This is a genomic window from Agrococcus sp. AC640b, assembly GCF_979255995.1.
This window is the reverse complement of record NZ_CEEDMM010000002.1, coordinates 106,642-129,931: the sequence shown is the minus strand read 5'-3', so window position 1 is coordinate 129,931 and position 23,290 is coordinate 106,642. Positions and strand designations below refer to the sequence as shown.

The following is a 23,290-nucleotide window of genomic DNA, read 5'->3' as shown; positions in this document are numbered from 1 at the left end:
GGTCCTCCCCGTGTCCATCACCACCGTGCGCCCCGCCGCGGCATCCGGCATCGCCGCGATGCCCGAGACGATCGCCGAGCTGCAGACGCTGCTCGAGGCGAGGCTGACGACGCTCGTCGACGTCGCAGCCGACCTGCACGCGCATCCCGAGATCCGCTTCACCGAGACCCACGCCGCCGCACGCCTGACGGCGGAGCTCGAGCTCGCCGGGTTCGCCGTCGAGCGCGGGTTCGCCGGTCTCGACACCGCCTTCGTCGGCCGCTGGTCGACGCCGGGCGCAGGCGCCGACGCCCCCACGGTCGCGATCTTCTGCGAGTACGACGCCCTCGAGGAGATCGGCCACGCCTGCGGCCACAACGTCATCGCCGCGTGCGGGCTCGGCGCCGGGATGCTCGTGAAGGACGCGCTCGAGGCATCGCCCGTGCCCGCGCACCTCGTCGTCATCGGCAGCCCAGGCGAGGAGGGCGCGGCAGGCAAGGTGCCCATGATCGACGGCGGCGTGCTCGACGGCGTCGACCTCGCGATCATGGTGCACCCGTCGGGGTCGGATGCGGTGCGCGGATCGTCGCTGTCGCGCGTGGCGCTCGACGTCGACTTCCACGGCAAGGCCGCGCACGCCGCGGCGGCACCCGAGCTGGGTCGCAACGCGCTCGACGCCGCCACGCTGTCGCTCACCGCCATCGGCATGCTGCGCCAGCAGATGACCGACGACGTGCGCATCCACGCGATCATCACGAACGGCGGGCAGGCGCCGAACATCATCCCCGAGCGTGCGAGCCTGCGGATCTTCGTGCGCGCGGGCGACCGAGACCACCTGCTGACCGACGTCGTGCCGCGCGTCCAGGCATGCTTCGACGGCGCGGCGCTCGCGACCGGCACGACGGTCGAGATCGCCGAGAACACCCCGCCGTACTTCTCGCTGCGGTCGAACCCGACGCTCGTCGACGTCGCCGAGGCGGCCTACGGCGTGCTGGGGCGCGAGCTCGAGCCCGACCCGACGCTCGCGGGCTCGACCGACATGGGCAACGTGAGCCACGTCGTGCCGTCGCTGCATCCCATGATCTGCCTCGCGCGCGACGTCGCGCCGCACACGCGCGAGTTCGCGGCGGCGGCGGGCTCTGCGGAGCTGGCGCCGCCTACGATCGCCGACGGTGCCGTGATGCTCGCGGCGACCGCGCTCTCGGCGTTCCGCGACCCGGCGATCGTCGCCGACGCGAAGGCCACCTTCGAGGCCTGACCGTCCGCACGTCGACTGGTCGCCGTTGCACGTCGACTGGTCACCGTTGCACGTCGACTGGTCACCGTTGCACCCGGGACCCGTCGTCTCAGGTGCGACCGTGACCAGTCGACGGCCTGGTCAGCCCGAGAAGGCAGAGATCGCCGACGGGGCGCTGACGCCCGAGCCGGCGCTGTGGTCGCCCACGGGAGCCGGGACCGGAGCGGGTGCGGGTGCGGGGGCGGGAGCCGGAGCCGCGACCGGAGAGGGCGCCGAGTCGACCGGAGCCGGCGCGGGCGCTGCCGGCGCGGGGACGGTCGGTGCAGGCGCTGCGGGCGCCGACGCCGCCGACGAGGCAGGTGCGCTCGGCGCCGAGACGACCGAGGCGTGGTCGCCGGAGATGCGGACGGTGACGCCCGACTTCTCGATGACGCCGGCGCCGGTGACGACGCCGGACTGGGCGACCTGCGTCGTGCCTGCGACCGGCATCGCGTTCGCGGTGGCGAGCGCGCCGACCGCGACGAGGCCGAGGCCGAGGGTGCCGGCTGCGCCGACGGTGATCCAGGTGCGCTTCTCCATGATGATGCTCCTTCGAGGTGGTGGTCCCTGCTGGGTACGACCACTGTCGCGAGCCGCCGTGAGGTGCACGTGACGGCCTCGTGAGAGACCTCTCACGAGCCGCGATGGTGGAGGGGCCGAGGCATCCGCGACGGATGCGTCGGCCCCTCCGAGCCGTCGTCGGTCGCCCGAGGGGGCTGAGACGGGCGTGACGCAGGCTCGGCGCCAGCGGCGCGTCGCTCGCGAGGAACGGGGGCCGTGGCGGTGACACCACGGTCGTCGCCGCGCGTGAGGCGCAGGTGACGCGCAGATGAGAGCCCTCTCACCCTGCGACGGCGCACGGGATGCGGTGCACGAGACGCGGCCGAGGCGGGGTCCCGCGCCCGCAGGCTAGGGCCCTGCGACCTCCACGAGGCGCGCGGCCTCCTCGAGCATCCGCTCGGCGCGCTCGTGCGCGCCCTGCTCGACCGCAGACACCGCATGCGCGACGAGGTGCGCCGCCGTGAGCGCGCGCGAGTGCGGGCCGTCGAGCCAGCGCGCCGACGCGACGTCGGCGAGCACGTGCAGCGCGAGCGCCGCCTCGGTGCGGCCGGCGGACTCCGTGAGCAGCGCGCTCGTGCGCGCGTGACCGATGAACGCCGCGGAGTCCTCGTCGCGATCGCCGACGCCCGCGGTGTCGACGTCGATGAGGCCGCTCACCGTGCCGTCGTCTGCGAAGAACAGCTGCCCAAGGTGCAGGTCGCCGTGCACGACGACCGGCAGCGTCACGTCGCGGCGCCGCTGGTGCACGGCGTCGCGGATGCGGGTGGCGACGTCGGTGCGCTGCGGCCACGCCTGCGCGAGCCGGGCCGCGTACCAGTCGATGCGCGACGCGAGCGCCGGCCGGGCGGCACCCGTCACATCCGCGCGCTCGAGCCCGACCCTCGCGACGTCGACGGCCGCGAGCAGCGCGTCGGGTGCGAGTCGCGTCGCGGCCTTCGGCCCGGGGGTGCCGTGCGCCTGCTCGATGAGCATGCAGCCCTGCGGCGCCCACCTGGGGATGCGCGGCACGGGCACGCCCGCCTGCGCGAACGCCGAGTGCAGCTGCGCGATGTGCTCGGTGACGCCGGGCGGCACGATCTTCAGGAAGTGGTCGCCGTCGGCGCCGCGCAGGCGCAGCACCGCGCGCTTGCCAGGGCGGTAGGCGACGATCTCGGACTCGAACGTGCCCGAGATGCCGAAGCGCTCCAGCAGCCTCGCGGCCGACTCGCCGAACGCGGCGACGGGCAGGGTCGGCAGGCGCGGATCTGCCGGGTGCAGCCAGATGCGCGCCGTCACGGCGTCGCCGACCTTCAGCACCATGCCCGTCTCCTCGGGCACGGCGTCGCCGGAGGTGTCGACGAAGTAGGTCAGCAGCGTGTCGTCGTCGTCGACCTCGAAGCCCGCGATGACGCCCGCGCCGAACGGGTCACGCGAGACGAGACGCCCGGGTCGACCGAGCGCCTGCTCGAGCAGCTGCGACTCCATGACAGCATCCTCCCAGCCGGCGCTGGGCGGGCGCTGACCTTGCGTGAGACCTCTCTCATGTGCGTCACGCTGCCGTGACGCGACGGGCAGGATGGGTGCATGAGCGAGGGGCGCGGGCGACTGCCGGTCGTGAGCGTGCGCACCCGCATCGTCGCGGCGCTCGGGCTCATCTCGGCGCTCGCCGTGCTCGCCGCCGGCGTCACGGCCTACCTCGTCGAACGCAACCGCATCCTCGACCAGGTCGACGCGCAGCTGCAGACCGCCGTGGAGTCGGTGCGCGAGCTCGCCGCCGACCCGCCTGGCGACGCGACGGGGTGGCAGGGCGCCGACGAGCTGCTCGCCACGGCGCTGTCGCGCATCGCACCGGACGACCACACGGGTGCGCTCGGGGTCGTCGCCGGTCAGGCTGCCCTCGAGCCCGGCGTGACGATGGACGTGCGGCTCGCCGACATCGCCGGCCTGCCGGAGCGCGTCTCCGCCGAGACCGGTGGCGCGGCCGTCGTGCTCGGCACGATCGTCGACGACGGCGTCACCCTGCGCTACGTGGCGGTGCCGCTGGAGGTGACGGGGGAGGCCGGCACGTCGACGGCGATCTTCGTCATGGGCTACGACCTCGCCGCCGAGCTCGCAGAGCTCGACGATGCCGCCTCCGTGTTCCTCGTCGCTGCCGCGATCGGCGTGCTCGCCGTCGTCGTCATCGGCTTCGCGATCGCCGGCCGGCTGCTGCGCCCCATCCGCGACCTGCGCCTGCTCGCCGAGCGCATCGCCGCGTCGGGGGTGTCGGAGCGGGTGCCCGTCACCGGCAACGACGACGTGTCGCAGCTTGGCGTCACCGTGAACGCGATGCTCGATCGGCTCGACGGCGCGCTGACGGCGCAGCGGCGGCTGCTCGACGACGTCGGCCATGAGCTGAAGACGCCCGTCACGATCGTGCGCGGCCACCTCGAGCTCATGGATGCGACCGACCGGGGCGACGTCGAGCAGACGCGCGACATCGCCATCTCGGAGCTCGACCGCATGGCGGGCCTCGTCGGCGACATCCAGCGCGCATCGAGCGTCGACGTCGTCGAGACGTACCGCTTCCGACCCACCGACGTCGCCGAGCTCACCGAGCAGATCGCGGCGACGGCCTCCGGCATCGACGGCGCGACGGTGCGGCTCGGGTCGACGACGCCCGTCGTCGCGGTGCTCGACGTCGAGCGCATCACGCAGGCGATGCTGCAGCTCGTGCAGAACGCCGTCACGCATGCGGGCGGCGTGGTCACGGTCGCATCGCGGCGTGCTGGCGACCGCGTCGAGCTCATCGTGCAGGATGCGGGGCCCGGCGTGCCCGACGCGCAGAAGGAGGCCGTCTTCGAGCGGTTCCGACGCGTGGAGACCGGCCGCGGCAAGGCTGGCAGCGGGCTCGGCCTCGCGATCGTGCGTCGCATCGCGGAGGCGCACGGTGGCACCGCACGCGTCGAGGACGCCGTCACGGGTGGATCGGCGTTCGTCGTCGCGGTGCCGCTCGATGCGTCGCTCGCCGATGCATCCGCCGCCGCCGACGCATCGCCCTCCGACGCATCCGCCGCCGACCGGACCTCGGAGGCGGGCGCGTCCACGCGGCGCCCGTCGGTCGTCGGCGAGGATGGGGAGCACGCGTGACCACGCGACGACCGAGGGGAAGCCGATGCCGTCGATCCTGATCGCCGAGGACGAGGAGCGCATCAGCGCGTTCGTCGAGAAGGGTCTGCGCGCCGCTGGCTTCGCCACGACCGTCGCGGCGACGGGCACGGCAGCGCTCGACCTCGCCCTCAGCGACGAGTTCGACCTCGTCGTGCTCGACGTCGGCCTGCCCGGCATCGACGGCTTCGAGGTGCTCGAGCGGCTGCGCGGCTCGGGCGCGACGGTGCCGGTCATCATGCTCACGGCGCGCTCGTCGGCCTCCGACACCGTCGCGGGCCTCGAGGGCGGCGCCGACGACTACGTGCCGAAGCCGTTCCGCTTCGACGAGCTGCTCGCCCGCATCCGCCTGCGCATCCGCCGTGAGGGGGCGGTGGCGTCGACGGAGGTCGAGGCCGATGGCGTGACGCTCGACGTGCGCACGCGGCGCGCCCGGCTCGACGGACGCGAGGTCGACCTGTCGGCTCGGGAGTTCGCGCTCGCGGAGGAGCTCATGCGCAATCGCGGCAACGTGCTCTCGCGCGAGCAGCTGCTGTCGCGAGTGTGGGGGTTCGACTTCGACCCGGGTTCGAACGTCGTCGACGTGTACGTGCGGTACCTGCGTGCGAAGCTCGGCGCCGAGCGCATCGAGACGGTGCGTGGCATGGGCTACCGCTTCCGCTGACCCGCGCCGACGTGTCTGCGGATTGCGTCGTGCAGGCGATCACGGTGGTTCGAGGGGCATCTTCCCTCGGCTACCCCAGATCGCCTGCGAAACGCACTCTGCGCGCGGGGTCGGAGGTCGGAGGTAGCGTCTGGGCATGGTCGACGTCGCGCTCATCCTCCCTCCCGATCAACCGCCCGAGCGCTACCGCGACGTCGCGGTCGCCGCCGATGCAGCGGGGCTCGACGAGCTGTGGGTGTGGGAGGACTGCTTCGCCGAGTCCGGCGTCGCCGCTGCAGCCGCCGTGCTCGCGTGGACGCCGCGCATCCGCGTCGGCATCGGCCTCATGCCGGTGCCGCTGCGCACCGTCGCGCTCGAGGCCATGGAGGTCGCGACGCTCGCGCGCCTGTTCCCCGGGCGGCTGCTGCCCGGCTTCGGTCACGGCGTGCTCGAGTGGATGGGGCAGGCGGGCGTGCGCGTCGACTCGCCGCTCACGCTGCTGCGCGAGCACGTCGACGCGCTGCGGTCGCTGCTGGGCGGTGAGACCGTGACGAGCGACGGACGCTACGTGCGCCTCGACGACGTCGCGCTGCGGTGGCCGCCCGAGGTCGTGCCACCGCTGCTCGTCGGCGCCATCCGCCCACGCACGCTCGAGCTCGCTGGCGAGCACGGCGACGGCGTCATCCTCACCGAGGGCGCCGACGTCGAAGCCGCCCGCGAGCGCATCGACGCCGTGCGCGACGCGCGGCGCGCGGCCGGCCGCGACGGCGAGCCCGCCGCGGTCGTGTTCCTGTCGGTCCCCGTCGACGCGACGGTCGACGTCATCGCCACGCAGGTGCGGGCGCTCGAGGGCGTCGGGGCGACGAGCGTCGCGGTCTGCATCGTCGAGGCCGACGGCGGCCCGCCGATCGGGGATGCGCGCCTCCTCGACGCCGTGCCGGTCGTCGCGGCGGCGCGGGAGGCCGTGCAAGGGAGCTGAGCCGTCAGGGTCCGACGGTCAGGTGCCCGGCGGCGTCAGTCGTCGTCGAGGTCGTCGTCGAAGTCGTCGTCATCGTCGTCGTCGCCAGGTGGGGCGACGGGGGCGACGGGCGCGGGCGCGACCGGTGCGGGCTCGGTGGTGGGCTGCGTCGGTGCAGGCTCCGCGGGCGCCTCGCTCGGGGTGGGCTCGGTGGGCGTCGCGGTCGTGCCCGGCCCCACGATCGGCGCGGCACCCGTCGCCGTGCCCGCCGAGTCCTGCAGGTGCGCCATGGCCGACGCGACGCCCCAGGTGAGCCCCGCGAGCATCGCGACGACCGCCGCGACGGCGACGACGCGTGCGAGCATCCGGGTCATGCTCCGATCCTCGCAGCCTCAGGCGGTGGGGGCCACCCCGCCAGGCAGCGGGGTCGCGTGCTGCGGCACGAGCTCGTCGTCGCGCGGCGGCGGGGGAGGCGTGCCGTCGCCGAACGGCGAGCCGCCGAGCTCCTCGCGGCCGTGCGGCTCGAGCCAGCCCTCGAGCGCCGGGCCCTTCGGCACGATGCCCGACGGGTTCACGTCCTCGTGCACCACGTAGTAGTGCTCCTTGATCTGCGCGAAGTCGGTCGTGTCGCCGAAGCCGGGCGTCGTGAACAGGTCGCGGGCGTACGCCCACAGGTTCGGCATCTCGGTGAGCCGCTGCCGATTCGCCTTGAAGTGCCCGTGGTAGACGGGGTCGAAGCGCGCCAGCGTCGTGAAGAGACGCACGTCGGCCTCGGTGATCGATCCGCCCATGAGGAACCGGCGTGTGGCGAGCCGCTCCTCGAGCCAGTCGAGCGCGGTCCACAGCCGGTCGTACGCGGCGTCGTACGACGCCTGGGATCCGGCGAACCCGCACCGGTACACGCCGTTGTTCACCTCGGTGTAGACGCGGCGCATCACCGCATCCATCTCCTCCCGCTGCGCCGCGGGCAGCAGGTCGGGGGCGCCGTCGCGGTGGTGCGCACGCCATTCGGTCGACAGGTCGAGCGTCATCTGCGGGAAGTCGTTCGTGACGACGGCGCCGGTGGGGATGTCGACGATCGCGGGCACGGTGATGCCCTTCGGGTAGTCGGGCGTCCGCCGGAAGTACGCCTCCTGCAGCCGCTCGATGCCGAGCACGGGGTCGACGCCGCCGGGGTCGAGGTCGAACGTCCACGACCTCGCGTCGTGCGTGGGTCCGCACATGCCCACCGACAGCGCATCCTCGAGCCCGAGGAGGCGGCGCACGATGAGCATGCGGTTGGCCCAGGGGCACGCGCGAGCGACGACGAGCCGGTAGCGGCCGGCCTCGACGGGCCAGCCGTCGGCGCCGTCTGCGGTGATGCGCGACTCGATGTACGCGGTGTCGCGCGTGTACTCCTGGCCGGGGGCGACGTAGTCGGAGGGCATGGTGCTCACGCTACGCGCAGTGCCCATGTGCGCGCCCAGCGCCCGGATCCGTGATCGGTCGCTGCTGTCGTCCGATCGGGCAGCCGTCGTAGCGAGGCGACGCTCGAAGCTGCGACGACTGCCCGATCGCGGTGACTCGGAGTCTCGTGGGCGGCGCGACCGAGCGCCTGGCGGGTCAGGCGCCGACGAGGATCTCCGACAGCGGCTTGCGCGCGCGGGGTGCGTGCTCGCGCTCGCGCAGCACCTCGCCGAGCGCATCGGCGTCGCCGAGGGTGCCGAGCGCCACGACGGTCACGGGCTGCAGGCGCTGCTCGAGGCCGAACGCCTCGCGGGCGGCGTCGGCGTCGAATCCCGACATCTGGTGCACGACGAGGCCGTCGGCGTGCGCCTGCACCGACAGGTGCGCGACGGCCTGGCCGAGGTCGTAGACGGCCGTGCCGTTCGCGCGGCCCTCCTCCGACTCGATCTCGGCGATCGCGAGGATGAGCACCGACGCGTTGGGCGCCCACTGCTGGTTGAACTCGGCGAGGGTCGACACGATGCGGTCGAACGCGTCGGTGCCGCGGCGTGCGACGACGAAGCGCCAGGGCTGCGCGTTGTAGGCGCTCGGGCTCCACCTGGCGGCCTCGATGGCCTTCGACAGGAGGGCCTCGTCGACGGGCACGGGCTCGTAGGCGCGGGGGCTCCAGCGTGCCTGCAGCACGTCGAGGATGTCGTGGTCGGTGGGGGCGGTGCGGTCGACGATCGTCATGTCGGCTCCTGGATTCGTGGACGGATGGACCGGTCGCCGTTGACCCGTGGAGTCCAACGATCCGCGCCCGTCAGCATTCCCGATTCGTTCGAATCCGAACGATCACCTCGTGGCCTCGCGACCGTGATGGTGGCCCGCGAGACGCACGGCCATCTAGGACTTCGTCGTCTGCAGCTCCTCGGTGGGTGCGAGCAGGGTGAGGGTGCCCGTGCGGCTCATGCGGTCGGCGCGACGTTGCCGCGTCCACCAGACCGCCCCGATCGCGAAGGCGATGAGGGCGGTCAGGACCGCGACCATGATCGCCCAGCGGGGCCCGTACGCGTCCGCGACCCAGCCGACGATGGGGGCGCCGATGGGGGTGCCGCCGAGGAACACCGCCGAGTACAGCGCCATGACGCGGCCGCGCATCTCGGGTGCCGTCGACAGCTGCACCGTCGAGTTCGCGTTCGTCATGAACAGCTGCGCCGTGAAGCCCGCGAGGGCGAGGCCTGCGGCGAACAGCCACAGGTTCGGCACCCACGCGAGCGCGGCGCACGCGAGGGCGAACGCGCCGAGACCTCCGATGACGAGCGTCCACCGTGGTCGCTCCGAGCGGGCGGCGAGCAGGGCGCCGGAGACGGATCCGATCGCCATCGACGACGACAGCAGCCCGAACGTGTCGGCGTCGGCGCCGAACTCCACCGTCATCGTGGAGATGAAGATCGGGAAGTTGAGCCCGAACGTGCCGAGCGTGAACGCCATGACCATGACGATGACGATGTCGTGCCGCCTGCCGACGTACTTCATGCCCTGCACGATGTCGCCGAAGCCGCGGGCGCCGCGGGGCGCGGGTTGCAGCTCGCCACGGCGCAGTCGCAGCAGCGCGACGATCATCGCGACGAACGTGAAGGCGTTGAGCAGGAAGACGGGGCCGGCGCCGATGAGCGCGATCGACAGGCCGGCGACGGCGGGGCCTACGAGTCGGGCGCCGTGGAACGAGGCGGAGTTCAGCGCGACGGCGTTCGAGATGTGGTCCTGGCCGACGATCTCGGAGACGAAGGCCTGCCTCGCGGGGTTGTCGAAGGCCTGCGTCGAGCCGAACAGGGCTGCGAAGCACCACACCATCCACAGCTCGAGCACGCCGGTCACGGCGAGGACGCCGAGCGCGAGCGACAGCACGCCGAGCGTCGACTGCGTCACGAGGAGCACGTTGCGCTTCGGGAAGCGGTCGGCGACGAGGCCGGAGATCGGCACGAGCAGCAGCTGCGGACCGAACTGCAGCGCCATGGTGACGCCGACGGCCGTGGCGTCCTGGTCGGTGAGCTCGGTGAGGGTGATCCACGAGATCGCGGTCGCCTGCATCCATGCGCCGACGTTCGAGATGAGGGCGCCGACGAACCAGGTCCGGTAGTTGAACAGGCGCAGGGAGCGGAACATCACGCGTGGGCCTCCGTCGCGACGGGGCCGTGCAGCCGGGTGCGGTCGTGGGTGGGATGCGGGGTGCCGACGATCATGCGTCGGACTCGGCGATGCGCTCCATGATGCGCGCGGCGTCGTGCAGCGTCGCGCGCTCGTCGGCAGTGAGGGCGTCGAGCCGCGTCGCGAGCCACGCGTTGCGGCGCCTGCGGGTCTCGTCGATCATCTGCTGGCCGGCGTCCGTGATGACGAGCAGCTGCTTGCGCCCGTCGGTCTCGTGCGGCGTGCGGTCGACGTAGCCGTGGTCGACGAGGCCCTGCACGGTGCGCAGCATGCTCGGCGGCGTCACGCGCTCCTTCGCGCTGAGCTCCTGCAGCGTGACGGGGCCGCACTTCTGCATGGTGCCGAGCGCCGACATGTGGGGGAAGCCGAGCGTCTCGTCGGCGACCGATCGGCGCAGGCGCCTGCTCAGGCGCGCGACGGCGATGCGGAGGTCGTTGGAGAGTGCGAGAGAACGAGGCATGCCATTCGTTAGCCTAACGAATCTCCAGCCGACGCGCCAGCGAGCGCTCGCGGCGGCGAGGCTCCCGAACGCGCGCGACGACGTGGGTCGACCCGTCCACCTGTACCCCTCGTTCCCTGCGGTTCGCCTCGCGCTCGACGGCCGAGCGCGCCGCGCTGCTATACCAACGACACCGCATCTCGGCAGCGGGGGAGGCGGAGCAGGGCCGGCGTCGTCGGCCAGGCATCGACCGCCCCGCAGCCAGATCCGCGGACGGCGACGAGCACACGATGGAGGTGGGCGATGCGCATGGAGGTCCTCGGCCCCGAACCGTCTGGCCGCCGCCGCTGGCTGCAGGTGCTGGCCGGCTGGCCGACGCCCGAGCCCTTCGCGCACCCGACGTTCGTCGAGCTCTTCGCGCCCCTCTGCGCACCCCGCCCGACGCCGCTCGACGACGCGGGTCTGGCCCTCGGAGACGGGGGAACAGCCGGGGCACGCTTCGGGGGACACTGCACGCGGCACGCATCGTGCGACGCCGCCGAGGCGCGACTCGCGGTGCTCTCGCTCGACGACGGCACCGTCGCGCTGCCCTTCACGCTGCAGCGGAACGCGCTCGGCGCCGACGTCGTCGGGGCCTACGGCTACGGCGGCGCCTTCACGTGGGGCGTCGCGCCCCCCGTCGAGGAGTTCTGGGCCGAGTTCGACGCGTGGTGCCGCAGCGCGGGCGTCGTGTCGGAGTTCCACCGCATCCACCTGTTCGACGACGCCATCGCGCCGTTCCCCGACGGCGTGCGCGTGCGATCGACGAACGTCGTGTGCGACCTGCGTCCCGAGTGGGATGCGATCTGGGCCGACGTCGACCGGTCGGTGCGCAAGAACGTGCGACGCGCCCAGAGCCAGGGCGTGCGCGTGGAGGTCGATCGCGGTCCGCGCCTGCTGCCCGACCTCGCCCGCATCTACGCCATCACGATGCAGCGTCGCGAGGCGCACGAGCGGTACCGATTCCCGGCCGAGACGTTCGACCGGCTCGCCGACGAGCTCGCCGACCACGTGGTCGTCGCCGCCGCGTCCCACGGATCCGTCGTGGTCGCCGCCGAGCTGCTGCTGCTGTCCGGCACGCGGCTGTTCTCGTTCCTCGGCGGCTCCGACGTCGACGCGTACGCCCTGCGGCCCAACGACCTCGTGAAGGTCGAGCTCATGCGCTGGGGGCGCGCCCACGGCGTGACCGATCTCGTCCTCGGCGGCGGGCACCGGCCCGGCGACGGCATCGAGCGGTTCAAGCGCCGCTTCGCACCGACCGGCATCGTGCCGTTCCGCACCGCCGAGCGCATCCACGACGTCGACGCGTACGCGGCGCTCAGCGTCGGGCTCGACGACGCGGTCGAGCACTTCCCCAGGTACCGGGCGCCCGCGGCGGTGGCGCGGTGAGGCTCGGGCCCGGGGTCGTCGGCCCCATGATCGAGTCCGGCGCATGGGTCGTCGGGATGCTCGGCGCAGCGTGGAGTGCGCAGCTGCTCGTCGGGGATGCCTCCCTGCTCGCCGTCCTCGTCGCGACGCTCGCGCTCGCGACGATGCAGCTGCTCGCGGGTCGCGTCGCGATGCGCCTGCGGCTGCGCAGCCCCTTCGCCGCCATGCCGTCGCTGCTCGTGAGCGTCACGTCGTTCGTCGCGTGCGGCGTCGCGGGCACCCTCGCGGCCGTCGTGGCGGTCGGCGGCATGCTGCCCGTCGTGCTCGTGCCCACGGCGACGCTGCTCGCGATCGTGCTGCACGCCGCGAGCAGGCACGTCGTCGAGCAGGTGCTCGACGTCGTGCGGCGCCGCGCGAGGCACGAGCGCGCGCTCGTCTACGGCGCAGGATCGCTCGGTGCCGTCAGCGTCCACCAGATGCACGCAGACGACTCGTCGACGTTCGTCGCGGTCGGCATGCTCGACGACGACCCGCGCGTCGCGAACCGCGACGTCGAGGGCGTCCGCGTGCTCGGCACGCTCGCCGACCTCGCCAGGACGGCGACGGCGACGCGAGCGACGACGCTCGTCGTCGCCGTCGCGCACGCCGATGCGGCGCTCCTGCAGCGTGCGACGGCCGCAGCGACCTCCGCGGGGCTCGCGACGAAGGTGTTCCCGTCGCTCGCCGAGGTGCTCGGCGGCCGCACCCAGCTCGTCGACCTGCGCGACGTCGAGGTCGCCGACCTCATCGGCAGGCGACCGATCGACACCGACCTCTCGCGCGTCTCCGACGTCGTCGAGGGCAGGCGCGTGCTCGTGACGGGCGCGGGTGGCTCGATCGGCGCCGAGCTGTGCAGGCAGCTCCACCGGCTGCGGCCCGCCGAGCTGCTCATGCTCGACCGCGACGAGACGGTGCTGCAGTCGCTGCAGGTCGACCTGCACGGCGACGGACTGCTCACGAGCCCCAGCGTCGTGCTCGCCGACATCCGCGATCGCGACGCGATCGCGGCGCTCATGCTCGAGCTGCGCCCGGACATCGTGCTGCATGCGGCGGCCCTGAAGCACCTGCCGCTGCTCGAGCGCTACCCCGAGGAAGCGTGGAAGACGAACGTGCTCGGTACGCGCAACGTGCTCGAGGCCGCGGCAGCAGCGGGCGTGCGCACCTTCGTCAACATCTCCACCGACAAGGCCGCCGACCCCACGAGCGTGCTCGGTCGCTCGAAGCGGCTCGCGGAGGCGCTGACCGCGTCGCACGCGCAGCGCACGGGCGGCAGGTACCTCTCCGTGCGGTTCGGCAACGTGCTCGGCTCCCGTGGGTCGATGGTGCCGCTGTTCGCGCGACTCATCGCCGAGGGCCGGCCCCTCACGGTCACGCACCCGGACGTGACCCGCTACTTCATGACGATCCCCGAGGCGTGCCAGCTCGTCATCCAGGCGAGCGCGATCGGCGCGGGCGGCGAGGTGCTCGTGCTCGACATGGGCGAGCCCGTGCGCATCCTCGACATCGCCGAGCGCATGATCGCGATGTCGGGCAGGGACGTCGAGATCGTCTTCACGGGGCTGCGGCAGGGCGAGAAGCTGCACGAGCGCCTGCTCGGCGTCGACGAGCTCGACCAGCGGCCCTTCCATCCGCTCATCTCCCACACGTCCGTGCCCGCGCTCGACCCGGAGTCGCTCGCCTCGGTGCGTCTCGGGTGGCTGGGCCCCGTGCCGAGAGGCGTCGTCACATGACCCGCATCTTCCTGTCCCCACCCGACGTCGGCGAGCACGAGCGGCTCGCGGTCGTCCGTGCTGTCGAGTCCGGCTGGGTCGCCCCCGCCGGTCCCGAGCTCGAGGCGTTCGAGCGCTCGCTCGCCAATCGCGTCGGCGTCGCGCACGGCGTCGCCGTGTCGTCGGGCACCGCCGCGCTGCACCTCGCGCTGCTCGCGGTGGGCGCGCGCGCCGGCACCGTCGTCGTCACGGCGACGCTGACGTTCGTCGCGACCGTCAACGCGATCCTCTACACGGGGGCGACGCCCGTGCTCGTCGACTGCGGCGACGACGGCATGATCGACGCCGCCCTCCTGTCCGAGGCGCTCGACCGGCTCCGCGGCGAGGGCGCCGTCGTCGCGGCGATCGTGCCGGTCGACCTGCTGGGCGGCACCGCCGACTACGCGGCGATCGAGCCGCTCGCCGCCGCGCACGGCATCCCCGTCGTCGTCGACGCCGCCGAGTCGCTCGGCGCGCGTCGCGCAGGCAGGCAGGCGGGCTCGTTCGGCGCCGTCTCGATCGTGTCGTTCAACGGCAACAAGATCATGACGACGTCGGGAGGGGGCATGCTCCTCACCGACGACGCCCGCATCGCCGATCGGGCTCGGCACCTCGCCGGGCACGCGCGCGAGCCCGTGCTGCACTACGAGCACCACGAGGTCGGCTTCAACTACCGCATGAGCAACGTGCTCGCCGCGCTCGGTCGCGCGCAGCTCGAACGGCTCGACGGCATGATCCTGCGCCGCACGGCCATCCGCGCGCGCTACCGCGCCGTCGCATCCGGCACGACCGCGCACGTGCTCGGCGACGACGACGATGCCGACAGCTGCTGGCTGACGGCGCTGCTGCTGCCCACGGAGCACGAGGCAGCCGCCCTGCTCGACCACCTCGCCGCCGCCGACGTCGAGGCACGACCCCTCTGGAGGCCCATGCACCTGCAACCCGCCCATCGTCGGCTGCGCGTGCACGGGGGCGCGGTGAGCGAGCGGATGTCGCGCACGGGCGTCACGCTGCCGAGCGGCTCCAGCATGTCGGCCGACGACATCGACCGCGTCTGCGCCGTGCTCGACGAACGGCTGCGGGCATGAGCCCCGTCGCCTACGACCGCGTGAAGCGCGTCGTCGACCTGTCGGTCGCCCTCGTGGCACTCGTCGTGCTCGCGCCGCTGCTGCTGCTCGTCGCGCTCGTCGTCGCGGTGGGGCTCGGGCGTCCCGTGCTCTTCCGGCATCCGCGGCCCGGCATCCACGGGCGCACGTTCACGCTCGTCAAGTTCCGCAGCATGCTCTCGATCGACGAGGCGCGCGGGCTCGTGCGCGACGAGGATCGCGTCACGCGGCTCGGTGCGGGGCTGCGGGCGACGAGCCTCGACGAGCTGCCGTCGCTGTGGAACGTGGTGCGCGGCGACATGAGCCTCGTGGGGCCGAGGCCGCTCGAGCTGCGCTACCTGCCGAGGTACGACGCCGTGCAGGCGCGTCGGCACGACGTGCGGCCGGGGATCACGGGGCTCGCGCAGGTGCGGGGGCGCAACGCGCTCGACTGGGAGCGCCGCCTCGCCCTCGACGTCGAGTACGTCGAGCGCCGCAGCCCCGCGCTCGATGCGCGCATCGTCGCCGAGACGATGCTGCAGGTCGCGCGCCGCGACGGCATCGCGATGCAGGGGCACTTCAGCGCACCGGAGTTCCTCGGAACGGGGCGAGCATGACCCGCACGATCGTCATCGTCGGCGCAGGAGGGCTCGGCCGGGAGGTGCTCGACATCGTCGAGGCATGCAACCGGCAGCAGCCGCGTCGCTACCGCGTGCTCGGCATCGTCGACGACGGCCCGTCGGTCGTGAACGCCGGCCGGATGGCCGCGCGCGAGATGCCGCTGCTCGGCACCGTGGCCGAGTGGGCGGCGAATCGCAGCGGCGCCGACTGCATCATCGCGATCGGCGACCCAGCCGCGCGTGCGCGCGTGCACCTCACGCTCGGCGACTCGGCGCGCAGGAGCCCGGAGGTCGTGCATCCCACGGCGACGCTCGGCAGCCTCGTGCGGCTCGGGCCCGGGGCGATCGTCGGACCGGGGGCGCAGATCGCGTCGAACGTCGAGATCGGCGAGCACGTGTACCTCGGCACCGGCTGCATCATCGGCCACGACGTGACGCTGCGTCCCTTCGCGACGGTGCTCGCGGGCGCCGTCGTCTCCGGCGACGTCACGCTCGGCGCCGCGAGCGTCGTCGGCGCGCGCGCCGTCGTGCTGCAGGGGCTGACGATCGGCGCGCACGCGACGGTCGGGGCGGCCGCGTGCGTCACACGCGACGTCGAGCCGTCGACGACCGTCAAGGGCGTGCCGGCCCGATGAGCCGTCGGCTCGCGTTCGTCGTCACGGACGAGGTCACGGCGGCCGCCTTCCTGCGGGGCTACCTCGCGTCGCTGCGCGACGACGGCTGGGACGTGACGGTCGTCGCCTCGTCGAGCACGGGTGCGCTCGCGCGCCTCGCCGCACGCGAGGGCGTCGCCGCCGCCCCCGTGGCGATGCGCCGCGAGCCCGCGCCGCTCGCCGACCTGCGCTCCCTGTGGCGGATGCGGGCGACGCTGCGCGCGCTCGCACCCGACGTCGTCGTGGCGGCGACGCCGAAGGCGAGCCTGCTCGCGATGCTCGCGGCGCGCACGCTCGGCGTGCCAGCACGCGTCTACCAGGTGTGGGGGCTGCGGCTCGAGACCGTCGCGTGGCCCGCGCGCATCCCGCTGCTCGCGCTCGAGCGGCTGACGGCGCGCGCGTCGACGCTCGTCGTCGCGAACAGCGCGAGCCTCGCCGACGCGCTCGTGGCGCACGGCATCGCGGGCGACGTCGTCGTGCCGGGTGCGGGCAGCTCGCACGGCGTCGACACCGCACGGTGGTCGCTGGATGCGGTGCTGCCGCAGCCGCCCGTCGAGATGGGTCGAGCTGGCGACGACGACGCGCTCGTCGTCGGGTTCGTCGGGCGCGTGCACCGCGACAAGGGCATCGACGTCGTGCTCGACGCCGTCGCGCTGCTCGCGACGCCCGTGCGGCTCGTCGTCGTCGGACCGAGCGAGGATGCCGCCGTCGAACGGCGCCTCGCCGCGAGCCCGCACGTCGTCCGCGTCCCGTTCGTCGACGACCCGCGCGGCATCGTCGCCGCGCTCGACGTGCTCGTGCTCGCGACGCGGCGCGAGGGGTTCCCCAACGTCGTGCTCGAGGCCGCGGCGCTCGAGGTGCCGACGATCACCACCGACGCCACCGGCGCACGCGACGCCGTCGTCGACGGCGAGACCGGGTGGATCGTGCCCGTCGACGATCCGTCGGCGCTCGCGGTCGCGCTCGACGAGGCACGCGATCCGGTGCTGCGCCGCAGTCTCGGCTCCGCTGCGCGGGCGCGCGTCGTCGCGGAGTTCGAGCAGGTCGACGTCTGGCGCGCTCAGCGTCGCACGCTCGCCGAGCACGTGGGCGTGCGGGCATCGCGATGATGGCCCCCGGCATCCTCGACGGCGTCGCCGACCCCGAGGTCGTCGCGAGCCTGCTCGTGCTCGGCGTCGTCGGCGCGCTGCTGCTGGGTGCTGCGACGCGCGGCGAGGCCGGCTGGCTGCGTCGCCCTGCGCTCGTCGCCGTCGCCTGCTCGGTGCTCGTGCTGTGCGCGCGGCTCGTCGTCGACGTCACGATCGCCGACGACGAGGTCACATGGCACCACCTGGGCGTGCAGGCCGCCGAGCAGCTGCTCGGCATCACCGAGACGCAGCTCGACTACGTCGACGGCAAGGAGGGCTACCTGTGGCTGCTCGGCGCCGTCTACGCCGTCGCGGGGCCCGCGCCGATCGTGCCGATCGCGCTCAACGTGCTCGCCCACGCGTCGCTCGTCGTCGTCGTCGGTCGCCTCGCGATGCACGTGGGCGCCGAGCTCCCGAGGCTCGACGACGAGGCGCGGCTGCTGGGCGCGAGGGCCGCGGCGTGGGCGACCGCGACGCTGCCGACGATCGCGTTCTGGGTGCCGCGCGAGCTGCGCGAGACGATCACGGCGCTCGCGGTCGCGGTGGCGGCGCTCGGCGTCGTCCTCGCGATCCGGCGGCGCACGCCCGTGCCGCTCGCGATCACGGCGCTCGCGATCGCCGCGCTCTGGCCGATCCGCGAGACGACGGCGACCGCGGTGCTCGCGGCGGCCGCGGTCGCGGTGCTCGTCGGGTGGGCGCTGCATCGTCGTCGACCGAGCCTGCATCTCGCGCTCGTGCTGCCGATGGTCGCGCTGCTCGCCGTCGCGGCGTGGCAGCTCGCCGACGGTGCGGTCGGGCTGGCCCCCGACGAGATCGCGTTCCGCAACCGAGACCTCGCGACGGCCGACAGCGCCTTCGCGGGCGCGGCGCTCGAGGGCGGCGACTCGCTGCTCGACATCCTCGCCATCGGGCTGCCGCGCGTGCTCGCGGGCCCCTTCCCGTGGGAGGTGTCGCTCTCGCCCGTCATGCTGCTCGCCGCCGCGGAGGGCGCCGTGTGGGTCGCGACCGTCGTGCTCGCGATCGTGCTCGTCGCGGCGGGAGGCGGCGGTCGCTCCGCCGTCGTCGTCGCGCTCCTCATCGTCGCGGCGACGCTCGTGGGCGCGCTGACGATCAGCGTCGCCAACTACGGCCTCCTCGCGCGTGCGCGACTGCTGCCGCTCGTCGTGCTGCTGCCGCTCGCGGGCCTCGCGATCGGATTGCTGCGGCAGCGGCGCCGTGCCCTGCAGACGCGCCTCGCATGGCGTCGCCGGCCGATCGTCGAACGCGAGTCGACGTGAGCCGCGTGCTCGTGCTGCACTGGGGCACGCGCGGGGGAGGGCCGCAGCTGCACGCGGGCCTCGTCGACGAGCTCCGCCCGCGGGCGTCGCTCGCGATCGGCGTCGACCGTGCGAGCGAGTGCGCGGCGTCGCTCGAGGCGCAGCGGCTGCCCACGTTCCGCATCGGCGGCCGATCGCGGCTGGTCCGCGTGCTGCAGCAGCCGCTCGACGCCGTCCGGCTCGCGAGGTTCTGCCGTCGCACGGACGTCGACGTGATCGTCGAGGTCATGGACCATCCGCTGCACATTCTGCCGCGCATGCTCGCGCGGCGACTGGGGGTGCGGGTCGTGGGTGCCGTGCACGACGCGACGCGACACCCGGGGGAGGAGAGCGTGCTGCTGGCCGCGGTGGCCGCGTGGTCGCTGCGCACGCTCGACGCCGTGCTGGTCTTCTCGAGCGGCGTCGCCGAGTCGGTCGGCGCGCGCACCGACGCGCCGATCGTGCAGACGGTCCACCCGGCCTTCGGCGTGCCGAGCCCGCCGCGCACGGCGCCGGACGGCGGCACGGTCGTCGTCGGGCTCCTCGGCAGGCTCCTGCCCTACAAGGGCGTGCCGCGCCTGCTCGACGCCGTCGCCGCGCTGCGAGCCCGCGGCATGGACGTGAGGGTGGCGATCGTCGGATCCGGCTCCCTCACGCTCGACGACGCTGCGCTCGCCGCAGCGGCGGCGACCGTCGATCGACGATGGGTGCCCGTCGCGCTCCTCCAGCAGGAGGTGCTCGGCTTCGACGTGCTCGCGCTGCCGTACGACGAGGCGAGCCAGTCGGGGGTCGTGGGACTCGCGTGGAGCAGCGGGGTCCCCGTCGTGGCGACGCCCGTCGGCGGGCTCGCCGAGCAGGTCGGGCTCGGCGGCGGCGAGGTCGCGGCCTCGATGGCGGCGTCGGCGTTCGCCGATGCCATCGCCGCCGTCGTCGGCGACGCCGAGCGGTACGCCGCGTCGTCGCGAGACGGCCTCGCGGCGGCGGCGTCGTCGTGGGGCCGCATCGGCGACGACGTGCTGGACGCCGTCGAGCTCGTGCGCGCCGGGAGGCGGTCGCGATGACGTGGGGTCGTGCGGCACGCCTCACGGTGTGGAACGCGCTCGCGAGCATCACGGCGCAGCTGCTCGCGGTGCTGACGCTCGGTCCTGCCGACTTCGGCACGTTCGCCCTCGCGACGCTCGGGTACGGCCTCGCGTCGTCGCTGAGCCTCACGCTCGTCGGCGAGGCGTGGACGCGCGACGGCCGCCACGATCCGTGGGCGCGATGCTCGACCGTGCTCGTCGCGCTCGCGGCCGTCGTGACGATCGCGGGCCTCGCGGTCGCGCTCGTGCTCGCGTCGTGGACGGCGTGCATCCTCGCCGCGGCCATCGGCCTCGCGACGTATCGGCTCGGCGCCCGATTCCACGCGCTGAGCGTCGGCGACCTCCGTCACGTCGGACGCGCGGACGTCGCCGCGTTCGTCGTGACCCTCGCGACGTGGGCGGCGGCTGCGCAGATCGTGGATGCGCTCACGGCCGTCGCCGTCGCGTGGCTGCTGGGCTCCGCGGCATCCGTGGCGCTCTCGCGCCGTCCGCGCCGCGAGCGCGGCGCGCTGCGGCGATGGGCGACGCTCCACGCGCGCAGCATCCGCGCGCTCGCCCTCGACGCCGCGATGCTCGACGCGAGCGTCATCGGCGTGCCGCTGCTGCTCGCTCCCATGCTCGGCCTCGGCGACTTCGGCACCTACCGGGCGCTGTCGAGCGCCGCGGTGCCCGTGCGGCTCGTGCTCTCGCCCCTGCGGCCGATCCTCGCCACGGTGCCGCTGCGCACCTCGATGGCGCCGCGCTCCCTCGCGCTGCTCGTGGCCGCGGGCGTGCTCGTCGGCGGCGGCGTCGGCGGCGCGATCGCCGTGCTCGGCCACATGCCCTTCGTGCAGGGCACCGTGCTGGCGGCGCTCGCCGAGCACGCGCTCGTCGTCGGGGCGTTCACCGCCGCGAGCATGCCGCTCTACGCGGCGCAGATGATCGCGCGGTCGCGGCTCGAAACGCGTCCGCTGCTGGCCTTCCGCCTGTCGAGCCTCGTCCTCGGCGTCGCGCTGCCGTTCGCGGGCCTCTCGACCCTCGGCCTGCCCGGCGTGCTGTGGGGTGCGACGGTCGCGGCCGTCGCCGACGCCGTCGTGGTGCTCCTGCTGCTGTCGCGCGCTCGCCGACGTGCCGACGTCGTCGGATCCGGTGCGGCGTGACGACGCGCGCGGGAGGGTCAGGGCTGCGCGTCGGCGGGCTCGCGACGTCGGCGGCGCAGCGCACTGGCCCCGGGTGCGAGCAGCACGACGCCCAGCAGCGCGGCGCCCGCACGGTCGAGCGCGTCGATGGCGCGTGCGAGGTCGGGCGTGCGCGTGCGGCGCTCGCGCACGATCAGCAGCACGCCGTCCGAGTGCTGCGCGAGCACGGCGGCGTCGGTGACGGCGGGGAGCGCGGGGGCGTCGAGCAGCACCCAGTCATACACGGAGCGCGCCTCGTCGAGCAGGTCGACCATGGCAGCGGAGTCGAGCAGCTCGCTCGAGTGCGCGACGGACGCGCCCGCTGCGAGGACGTCGACGGAGGTCTCCTGCCACGGGGTCGTCGCGTCGACGAGCTCGGCGTCGTCGCCGAGCATGTCGGAGAGGCCGACGGCGCCGACGGCTCCTTGCGGCTCGGGACGCGCGTGGTCGCCCAGGTGCGCGTCGATCACGAGCACGCGAGCGCCGGACTCGGCGAGCGCCACGGCGAGCCGCATCGTCGTCGCGGATGCGGCGCGACCCTCGCTCGCGCCCGAGCCCGCACCGACCACGAGCACGGCTCGAGCCCCGGCGTCCAGCCCGAGCGAGCGGATGCTCGTGCGCAGCGACCGGAAGTCCTCGGCGACGACGCCCGCGGCGCTCGGCTCGCGGCCCGACGACGCGATGCGTCCGAGCACGGGAGCGTCGACGAGGCGGCGCAGATCGTGCTCGGCCTCGATGCGCGGATCGGTGCTCGCGCGCACGATGGCGATCGCGATGCCGAGCAGGAGGCCGAGCAGGAACCCGAGCCCGAGCGACAGCTCGAGGCGGGGGCTCGCGGCGCTCGAGGGCACCGTCGCGGCGTCGGTCACGGTGAGCGCGATGGGGCTCGCGGCCTGCGCCGTCGACTCGAGCTCGACGACCGCGGCCTGCAGGCTGCGCGCCGTCGCGTTGGCGACGTCGGCGGCCTCGTCGGCGGAGGGTGCGTCGACGCGCACCTCGATGAGCGCGGTCGAGGGCACGACGACGCCCGTGACGCGCCGCGCGAGCTCGCTCGTCGACTCGTCGAGGCCCAGCTCGTCGATGACCTGGCTCAGCACGAGGTCCGAGCCGACGAGCTGCGCGTACGTCTCGACGCGGGAGATCGCGAAGTCGTTGCCCTGCAGGATCTCGGCCGTCGTCGCGGCGGACTCGGTCGACACGAGCACCTGCGCCGTCGCACGGAAGACGGGCGGCTGGGCTGCGAACGCGACCGCGCCGATCGCGAGCCCGACGAGCGCGACGGCCACGACGAGCACCCAGGAGCGTCGCAGGAACCCCACGACTGCTCCGACCTCCATGGCGTCCCTCTCTCCGGTGTGGACATCATGCCCGCGAAGTCCCGGGATCCTCGCCGATCCGCCGCATCCGGGGGACGGTCGTCCCCCGGCATCGGGGGACGGTCATGACGGGGATGCGCGTGCTGCTCGTCGGCGGCGCCGGCTTCATCGGCACGCACGTCGCCACGAGCCTCGCTGCCCGCGGACACGAGCCCGTCGTGCTCGACGACCTCTCGAACGCGCACGCCTCGGTCGCCGGTCGGCTGTCCAGGATCGTCGGCGGCACGGTGCCGTTCGTCGTCGGCGACGCCGCCGACCCCGCGGTGGTCGAGGCCACGTTGCGCGCGCACCAGCCGGATGCCGTGATCCATCTCGCGGGGCGGAAGGCCGTCGGCGAGTCGGTCTCGGTGCCGCTCGGCTACTACCGCGTCAACCTCGGCACCCTGCAGACCGTGCTCGCCGGCGTGCTCGACCACGGGATCGCGCGCTTCGCGTTCAGCTCGTCGGCGACCGTCTACGAGCATCCCCGTGCGCTCCTCACCGAGTCGGACCGCACGGGCCTCGCGCTCACGAGCCCGTACGGGCGCACGAAGGCGATGGCCGAGTGGATCGTGCGCGATGCGTTCGCGGCGTGCCCGGGCGCATCCGCGACGCTGCTGCGCTACTTCAACCCGGTCGGGGCGCACCCGAGCGGCCTCATCGGCGAGGACCCGCTCGGCCCGCCCAGCAACCTGCTGCCCGCGGTGTCGCAGGTCGCCGCAGGTCGGCGCGACGAGCTGCTCGTGCTCGGCGACGACTACCCGACGCCCGACGGCACCGGCGTGCGCGACTACGTGCACGTGCTCGACCTCGCCGACGGGCACGTCGCGGCGATCGAGCGCGCGCCGCAGGGCGTGACGGCCATCAACCTCGGCACCGGCACCGGCGCGTCGGTGCGCGAGGTGCTCACGGCGTTCGAGCGCGTCGTCGGGCGTCCCGTGCCCGCGCGCGTCGTCGCCCGTCGCCCTGGCGACGCGGCGATCGCGACGGCCGATGCGACGCTCGCGCGCACCCTGCTCGGCTGGGTGCCGACGCGGACGCTCGACGACGCCTGCGAGGATGCGTGGCGCTGGCAGCGGCTGCACCCCGGCGGGGGCGGATGAC

At 74.0% G+C, this 23,290-nt stretch carries 22 protein-coding genes; 14 read left to right on the top strand and 8 right to left on the bottom strand.

What is annotated here, in order from left to right; all coding sequences use genetic code 11:
• Positions 1-10 precede the first annotated feature (10 nt).
• Positions 11-1,237 (top strand): amidohydrolase, encoded by a 1,227-nt coding sequence (locus ACZ6H8_RS01540; RefSeq protein WP_464143691.1) that lies wholly within the window; start codon positions 11-13, stop codon positions 1,235-1,237.
• Positions 1,238-1,357: 120 nt separating this feature from the next.
• Here the strand turns inward: ACZ6H8_RS01540 and ACZ6H8_RS01535 are convergent, their stop codons facing one another.
• Together ACZ6H8_RS01535 and ACZ6H8_RS01530 are read right to left on the bottom strand one after the other, a co-directional pair.
• Complete coding sequence (locus tag ACZ6H8_RS01535) at positions 1,358-1,795, bottom strand: hypothetical protein (protein ID WP_464143689.1); 438 nt, start codon at positions 1,793-1,795, stop codon at positions 1,358-1,360.
• A 369-nt stretch (positions 1,796-2,164) separates the two neighbouring features.
• A complete protein-coding gene (locus ACZ6H8_RS01530; RefSeq protein ID WP_464143688.1) occupies positions 2,165-3,280 on the bottom strand; it encodes a phosphotransferase family protein in 1,116 nt (371 codons plus the stop codon).
• A gap of 99 nt (positions 3,281-3,379) precedes the next feature.
• Here ACZ6H8_RS01530 and ACZ6H8_RS01525 point away from each other — a divergent pair, with 99 nt between their 5' ends.
• From ACZ6H8_RS01525 to ACZ6H8_RS01515, 3 genes are all read left to right on the top strand, one after another.
• A complete protein-coding gene (locus ACZ6H8_RS01525; protein ID WP_464143686.1) occupies positions 3,380-4,924 on the top strand; it encodes a sensor histidine kinase in 1,545 nt (514 codons plus the stop codon).
• 25 nt (positions 4,925-4,949) lie between these two features.
• Positions 4,950-5,606, top strand: a complete 657-nt coding sequence (locus ACZ6H8_RS01520) for a response regulator transcription factor (protein ID WP_464143684.1) — start codon at positions 4,950-4,952, stop codon at positions 5,604-5,606.
• A 136-nt stretch (positions 5,607-5,742) separates the two neighbouring features.
• Positions 5,743-6,564, top strand: coding sequence for an LLM class flavin-dependent oxidoreductase (locus ACZ6H8_RS01515; RefSeq protein ID WP_464143682.1), 822 nt, complete (start codon positions 5,743-5,745; stop codon positions 6,562-6,564).
• A gap of 35 nt (positions 6,565-6,599) precedes the next feature.
• Here ACZ6H8_RS01515 and ACZ6H8_RS01510 read toward each other — a convergent pair whose 3' ends face one another.
• The 5 genes from ACZ6H8_RS01510 to ACZ6H8_RS01490 all read right to left on the bottom strand — a co-directional run bounded on the left by ACZ6H8_RS01510 (position 6,600) and on the right by ACZ6H8_RS01490 (position 10,639).
• Positions 6,600-6,917, bottom strand: a complete 318-nt coding sequence (locus ACZ6H8_RS01510) for a hypothetical protein (RefSeq protein WP_464143680.1) — start codon at positions 6,915-6,917, stop codon at positions 6,600-6,602.
• 18 nt (positions 6,918-6,935) lie between these two features.
• Positions 6,936-7,970: a glutathione S-transferase family protein gene (locus tag ACZ6H8_RS01505; RefSeq protein WP_464143678.1), complete on the bottom strand. Its 1,035-nt coding sequence runs from the start codon at positions 7,968-7,970 to the stop codon at positions 6,936-6,938.
• A gap of 175 nt (positions 7,971-8,145) precedes the next feature.
• A complete protein-coding gene (locus ACZ6H8_RS01500) occupies positions 8,146-8,721 on the bottom strand; it encodes a nitroreductase family protein (RefSeq protein ID WP_464143676.1) in 576 nt (191 codons plus the stop codon).
• Between the two features lie 153 nt (positions 8,722-8,874).
• Positions 8,875-10,137 carry an MFS transporter gene (locus tag ACZ6H8_RS01495; protein ID WP_464143734.1) on the bottom strand — a complete coding sequence of 421 codons (1,263 nt, stop codon included), beginning with the start codon at positions 10,135-10,137 and terminating at the stop codon, positions 8,875-8,877.
• Between the two features lie 73 nt (positions 10,138-10,210).
• Complete coding sequence (locus ACZ6H8_RS01490; RefSeq protein WP_464143674.1) at positions 10,211-10,639, bottom strand: MarR family winged helix-turn-helix transcriptional regulator; 429 nt, start codon at positions 10,637-10,639, stop codon at positions 10,211-10,213.
• Positions 10,640-10,921: 282 nt separating this feature from the next.
• Between ACZ6H8_RS01490 and ACZ6H8_RS01485 the strand changes: the two genes are divergently transcribed.
• Genes ACZ6H8_RS01485 through ACZ6H8_RS01445 form a run of 9 tightly spaced genes read left to right on the top strand, consistent with a single transcriptional unit; the run spans position 10,922 to position 20,813 of the window.
• Complete coding sequence (locus tag ACZ6H8_RS01485; protein WP_464143672.1) at positions 10,922-12,046, top strand: GNAT family N-acetyltransferase; 1,125 nt, start codon at positions 10,922-10,924, stop codon at positions 12,044-12,046.
• Between the two features lie 26 nt (positions 12,047-12,072).
• The gene (locus ACZ6H8_RS01480; RefSeq protein ID WP_464143670.1) at positions 12,073-13,794 is read left to right on the top strand and encodes a polysaccharide biosynthesis protein; all 1,722 of its coding nucleotides are present in this window, start codon (positions 12,073-12,075) and stop codon (positions 13,792-13,794) included.
• Positions 13,791-14,900 carry a DegT/DnrJ/EryC1/StrS family aminotransferase gene (locus tag ACZ6H8_RS01475; RefSeq protein WP_464143669.1) on the top strand — a complete coding sequence of 370 codons (1,110 nt, stop codon included), beginning with the start codon at positions 13,791-13,793 and terminating at the stop codon, positions 14,898-14,900. The genes ACZ6H8_RS01480 and ACZ6H8_RS01475 overlap by 4 nt, the downstream gene beginning before the upstream one ends.
• Positions 14,897-15,514: a sugar transferase gene (locus ACZ6H8_RS01470; RefSeq protein WP_464143667.1), complete on the top strand. Its 618-nt coding sequence runs from the start codon at positions 14,897-14,899 to the stop codon at positions 15,512-15,514. The genes ACZ6H8_RS01475 and ACZ6H8_RS01470 overlap by 4 nt, the downstream gene beginning before the upstream one ends.
• Positions 15,511-16,152 (top strand): acetyltransferase, encoded by a 642-nt coding sequence (locus tag ACZ6H8_RS01465; RefSeq protein ID WP_464143665.1) that lies wholly within the window; start codon positions 15,511-15,513, stop codon positions 16,150-16,152. Before ACZ6H8_RS01470 ends, ACZ6H8_RS01465 begins: the two co-directional genes overlap by 4 nt.
• Positions 16,149-17,279, top strand: coding sequence for a glycosyltransferase family 4 protein (locus ACZ6H8_RS01460; RefSeq protein WP_464143663.1), 1,131 nt, complete (start codon positions 16,149-16,151; stop codon positions 17,277-17,279). Before ACZ6H8_RS01465 ends, ACZ6H8_RS01460 begins: the two co-directional genes overlap by 4 nt.
• The gene (locus ACZ6H8_RS01455; protein ID WP_464143661.1) at positions 17,276-18,574 is read left to right on the top strand and encodes a hypothetical protein; all 1,299 of its coding nucleotides are present in this window, start codon (positions 17,276-17,278) and stop codon (positions 18,572-18,574) included. Before ACZ6H8_RS01460 ends, ACZ6H8_RS01455 begins: the two co-directional genes overlap by 4 nt.
• Positions 18,571-19,653 (top strand): glycosyltransferase, encoded by a 1,083-nt coding sequence (locus tag ACZ6H8_RS01450; RefSeq protein WP_464143659.1) that lies wholly within the window; start codon positions 18,571-18,573, stop codon positions 19,651-19,653. The genes ACZ6H8_RS01455 and ACZ6H8_RS01450 overlap by 4 nt, the downstream gene beginning before the upstream one ends.
• Positions 19,650-20,813 (top strand): hypothetical protein, encoded by a 1,164-nt coding sequence (locus tag ACZ6H8_RS01445; RefSeq protein WP_464143658.1) that lies wholly within the window; start codon positions 19,650-19,652, stop codon positions 20,811-20,813. Before ACZ6H8_RS01450 ends, ACZ6H8_RS01445 begins: the two co-directional genes overlap by 4 nt.
• 17 nt (positions 20,814-20,830) lie before the next feature.
• On the opposite strand, the gene ACZ6H8_RS01440 is transcribed toward ACZ6H8_RS01445, so the two are convergent.
• A complete protein-coding gene (locus tag ACZ6H8_RS01440; protein WP_464143656.1) occupies positions 20,831-22,168 on the bottom strand; it encodes a tyrosine-protein kinase domain-containing protein in 1,338 nt (445 codons plus the stop codon).
• 104 nt (positions 22,169-22,272) lie between these two features.
• Between ACZ6H8_RS01440 and galE the strand changes: the two genes are divergently transcribed.
• Complete coding sequence (gene galE / locus ACZ6H8_RS01435; RefSeq protein WP_464143654.1) at positions 22,273-23,289, top strand: UDP-glucose 4-epimerase GalE; 1,017 nt, start codon at positions 22,273-22,275, stop codon at positions 23,287-23,289.
• The last annotated feature ends 1 nt before the right edge of the window (position 23,290 follow it).

Coding starts and splice junctions, on each gene's coding strand:
- ACZ6H8_RS01535 (WP_464143689.1), bottom strand. CDS start 1,795: ATGGAGAAGCGCACCTGGATCACCGTCGGCGCAGCCGGCACCCTCGGC.
- ACZ6H8_RS01530 (WP_464143688.1), bottom strand. CDS start 3,280: ATGGAGTCGCAGCTGCTCGAGCAGGCGCTCGGTCGACCCGGGCGTCTC.
- ACZ6H8_RS01525 (WP_464143686.1), top strand. CDS start 3,380: ATGAGCGAGGGGCGCGGGCGACTGCCGGTCGTGAGCGTGCGCACCCGC.
- ACZ6H8_RS01520 (WP_464143684.1), top strand. CDS start 4,950: ATGCCGTCGATCCTGATCGCCGAGGACGAGGAGCGCATCAGCGCGTTC.
- ACZ6H8_RS01515 (WP_464143682.1), top strand. CDS start 5,743: ATGGTCGACGTCGCGCTCATCCTCCCTCCCGATCAACCGCCCGAGCGC.
- ACZ6H8_RS01510 (WP_464143680.1), bottom strand. CDS start 6,917: ATGACCCGGATGCTCGCACGCGTCGTCGCCGTCGCGGCGGTCGTCGCG.
- ACZ6H8_RS01505 (WP_464143678.1), bottom strand. CDS start 7,970: ATGCCCTCCGACTACGTCGCCCCCGGCCAGGAGTACACGCGCGACACC.
- ACZ6H8_RS01500 (WP_464143676.1), bottom strand. CDS start 8,721: ATGACGATCGTCGACCGCACCGCCCCCACCGACCACGACATCCTCGAC.
- ACZ6H8_RS01495 (WP_464143734.1), bottom strand. CDS start 10,137: ATGTTCCGCTCCCTGCGCCTGTTCAACTACCGGACCTGGTTCGTCGGC.
- ACZ6H8_RS01490 (WP_464143674.1), bottom strand. CDS start 10,639: ATGCCTCGTTCTCTCGCACTCTCCAACGACCTCCGCATCGCCGTCGCG.
- ACZ6H8_RS01485 (WP_464143672.1), top strand. CDS start 10,922: ATGCGCATGGAGGTCCTCGGCCCCGAACCGTCTGGCCGCCGCCGCTGG.
- ACZ6H8_RS01480 (WP_464143670.1), top strand. CDS start 12,073: ATGATCGAGTCCGGCGCATGGGTCGTCGGGATGCTCGGCGCAGCGTGG.
- ACZ6H8_RS01475 (WP_464143669.1), top strand. CDS start 13,791: ATGACCCGCATCTTCCTGTCCCCACCCGACGTCGGCGAGCACGAGCGG.
- ACZ6H8_RS01470 (WP_464143667.1), top strand. CDS start 14,897: ATGAGCCCCGTCGCCTACGACCGCGTGAAGCGCGTCGTCGACCTGTCG.
- ACZ6H8_RS01465 (WP_464143665.1), top strand. CDS start 15,511: ATGACCCGCACGATCGTCATCGTCGGCGCAGGAGGGCTCGGCCGGGAG.
- ACZ6H8_RS01460 (WP_464143663.1), top strand. CDS start 16,149: ATGAGCCGTCGGCTCGCGTTCGTCGTCACGGACGAGGTCACGGCGGCC.
- ACZ6H8_RS01455 (WP_464143661.1), top strand. CDS start 17,276: ATGATGGCCCCCGGCATCCTCGACGGCGTCGCCGACCCCGAGGTCGTC.
- ACZ6H8_RS01445 (WP_464143658.1), top strand. CDS start 19,650: ATGACGTGGGGTCGTGCGGCACGCCTCACGGTGTGGAACGCGCTCGCG.
- ACZ6H8_RS01440 (WP_464143656.1), bottom strand. CDS start 22,168: ATGGAGGTCGGAGCAGTCGTGGGGTTCCTGCGACGCTCCTGGGTGCTC.
- galE (WP_464143654.1), top strand. CDS start 22,273: ATGACGGGGATGCGCGTGCTGCTCGTCGGCGGCGCCGGCTTCATCGGC.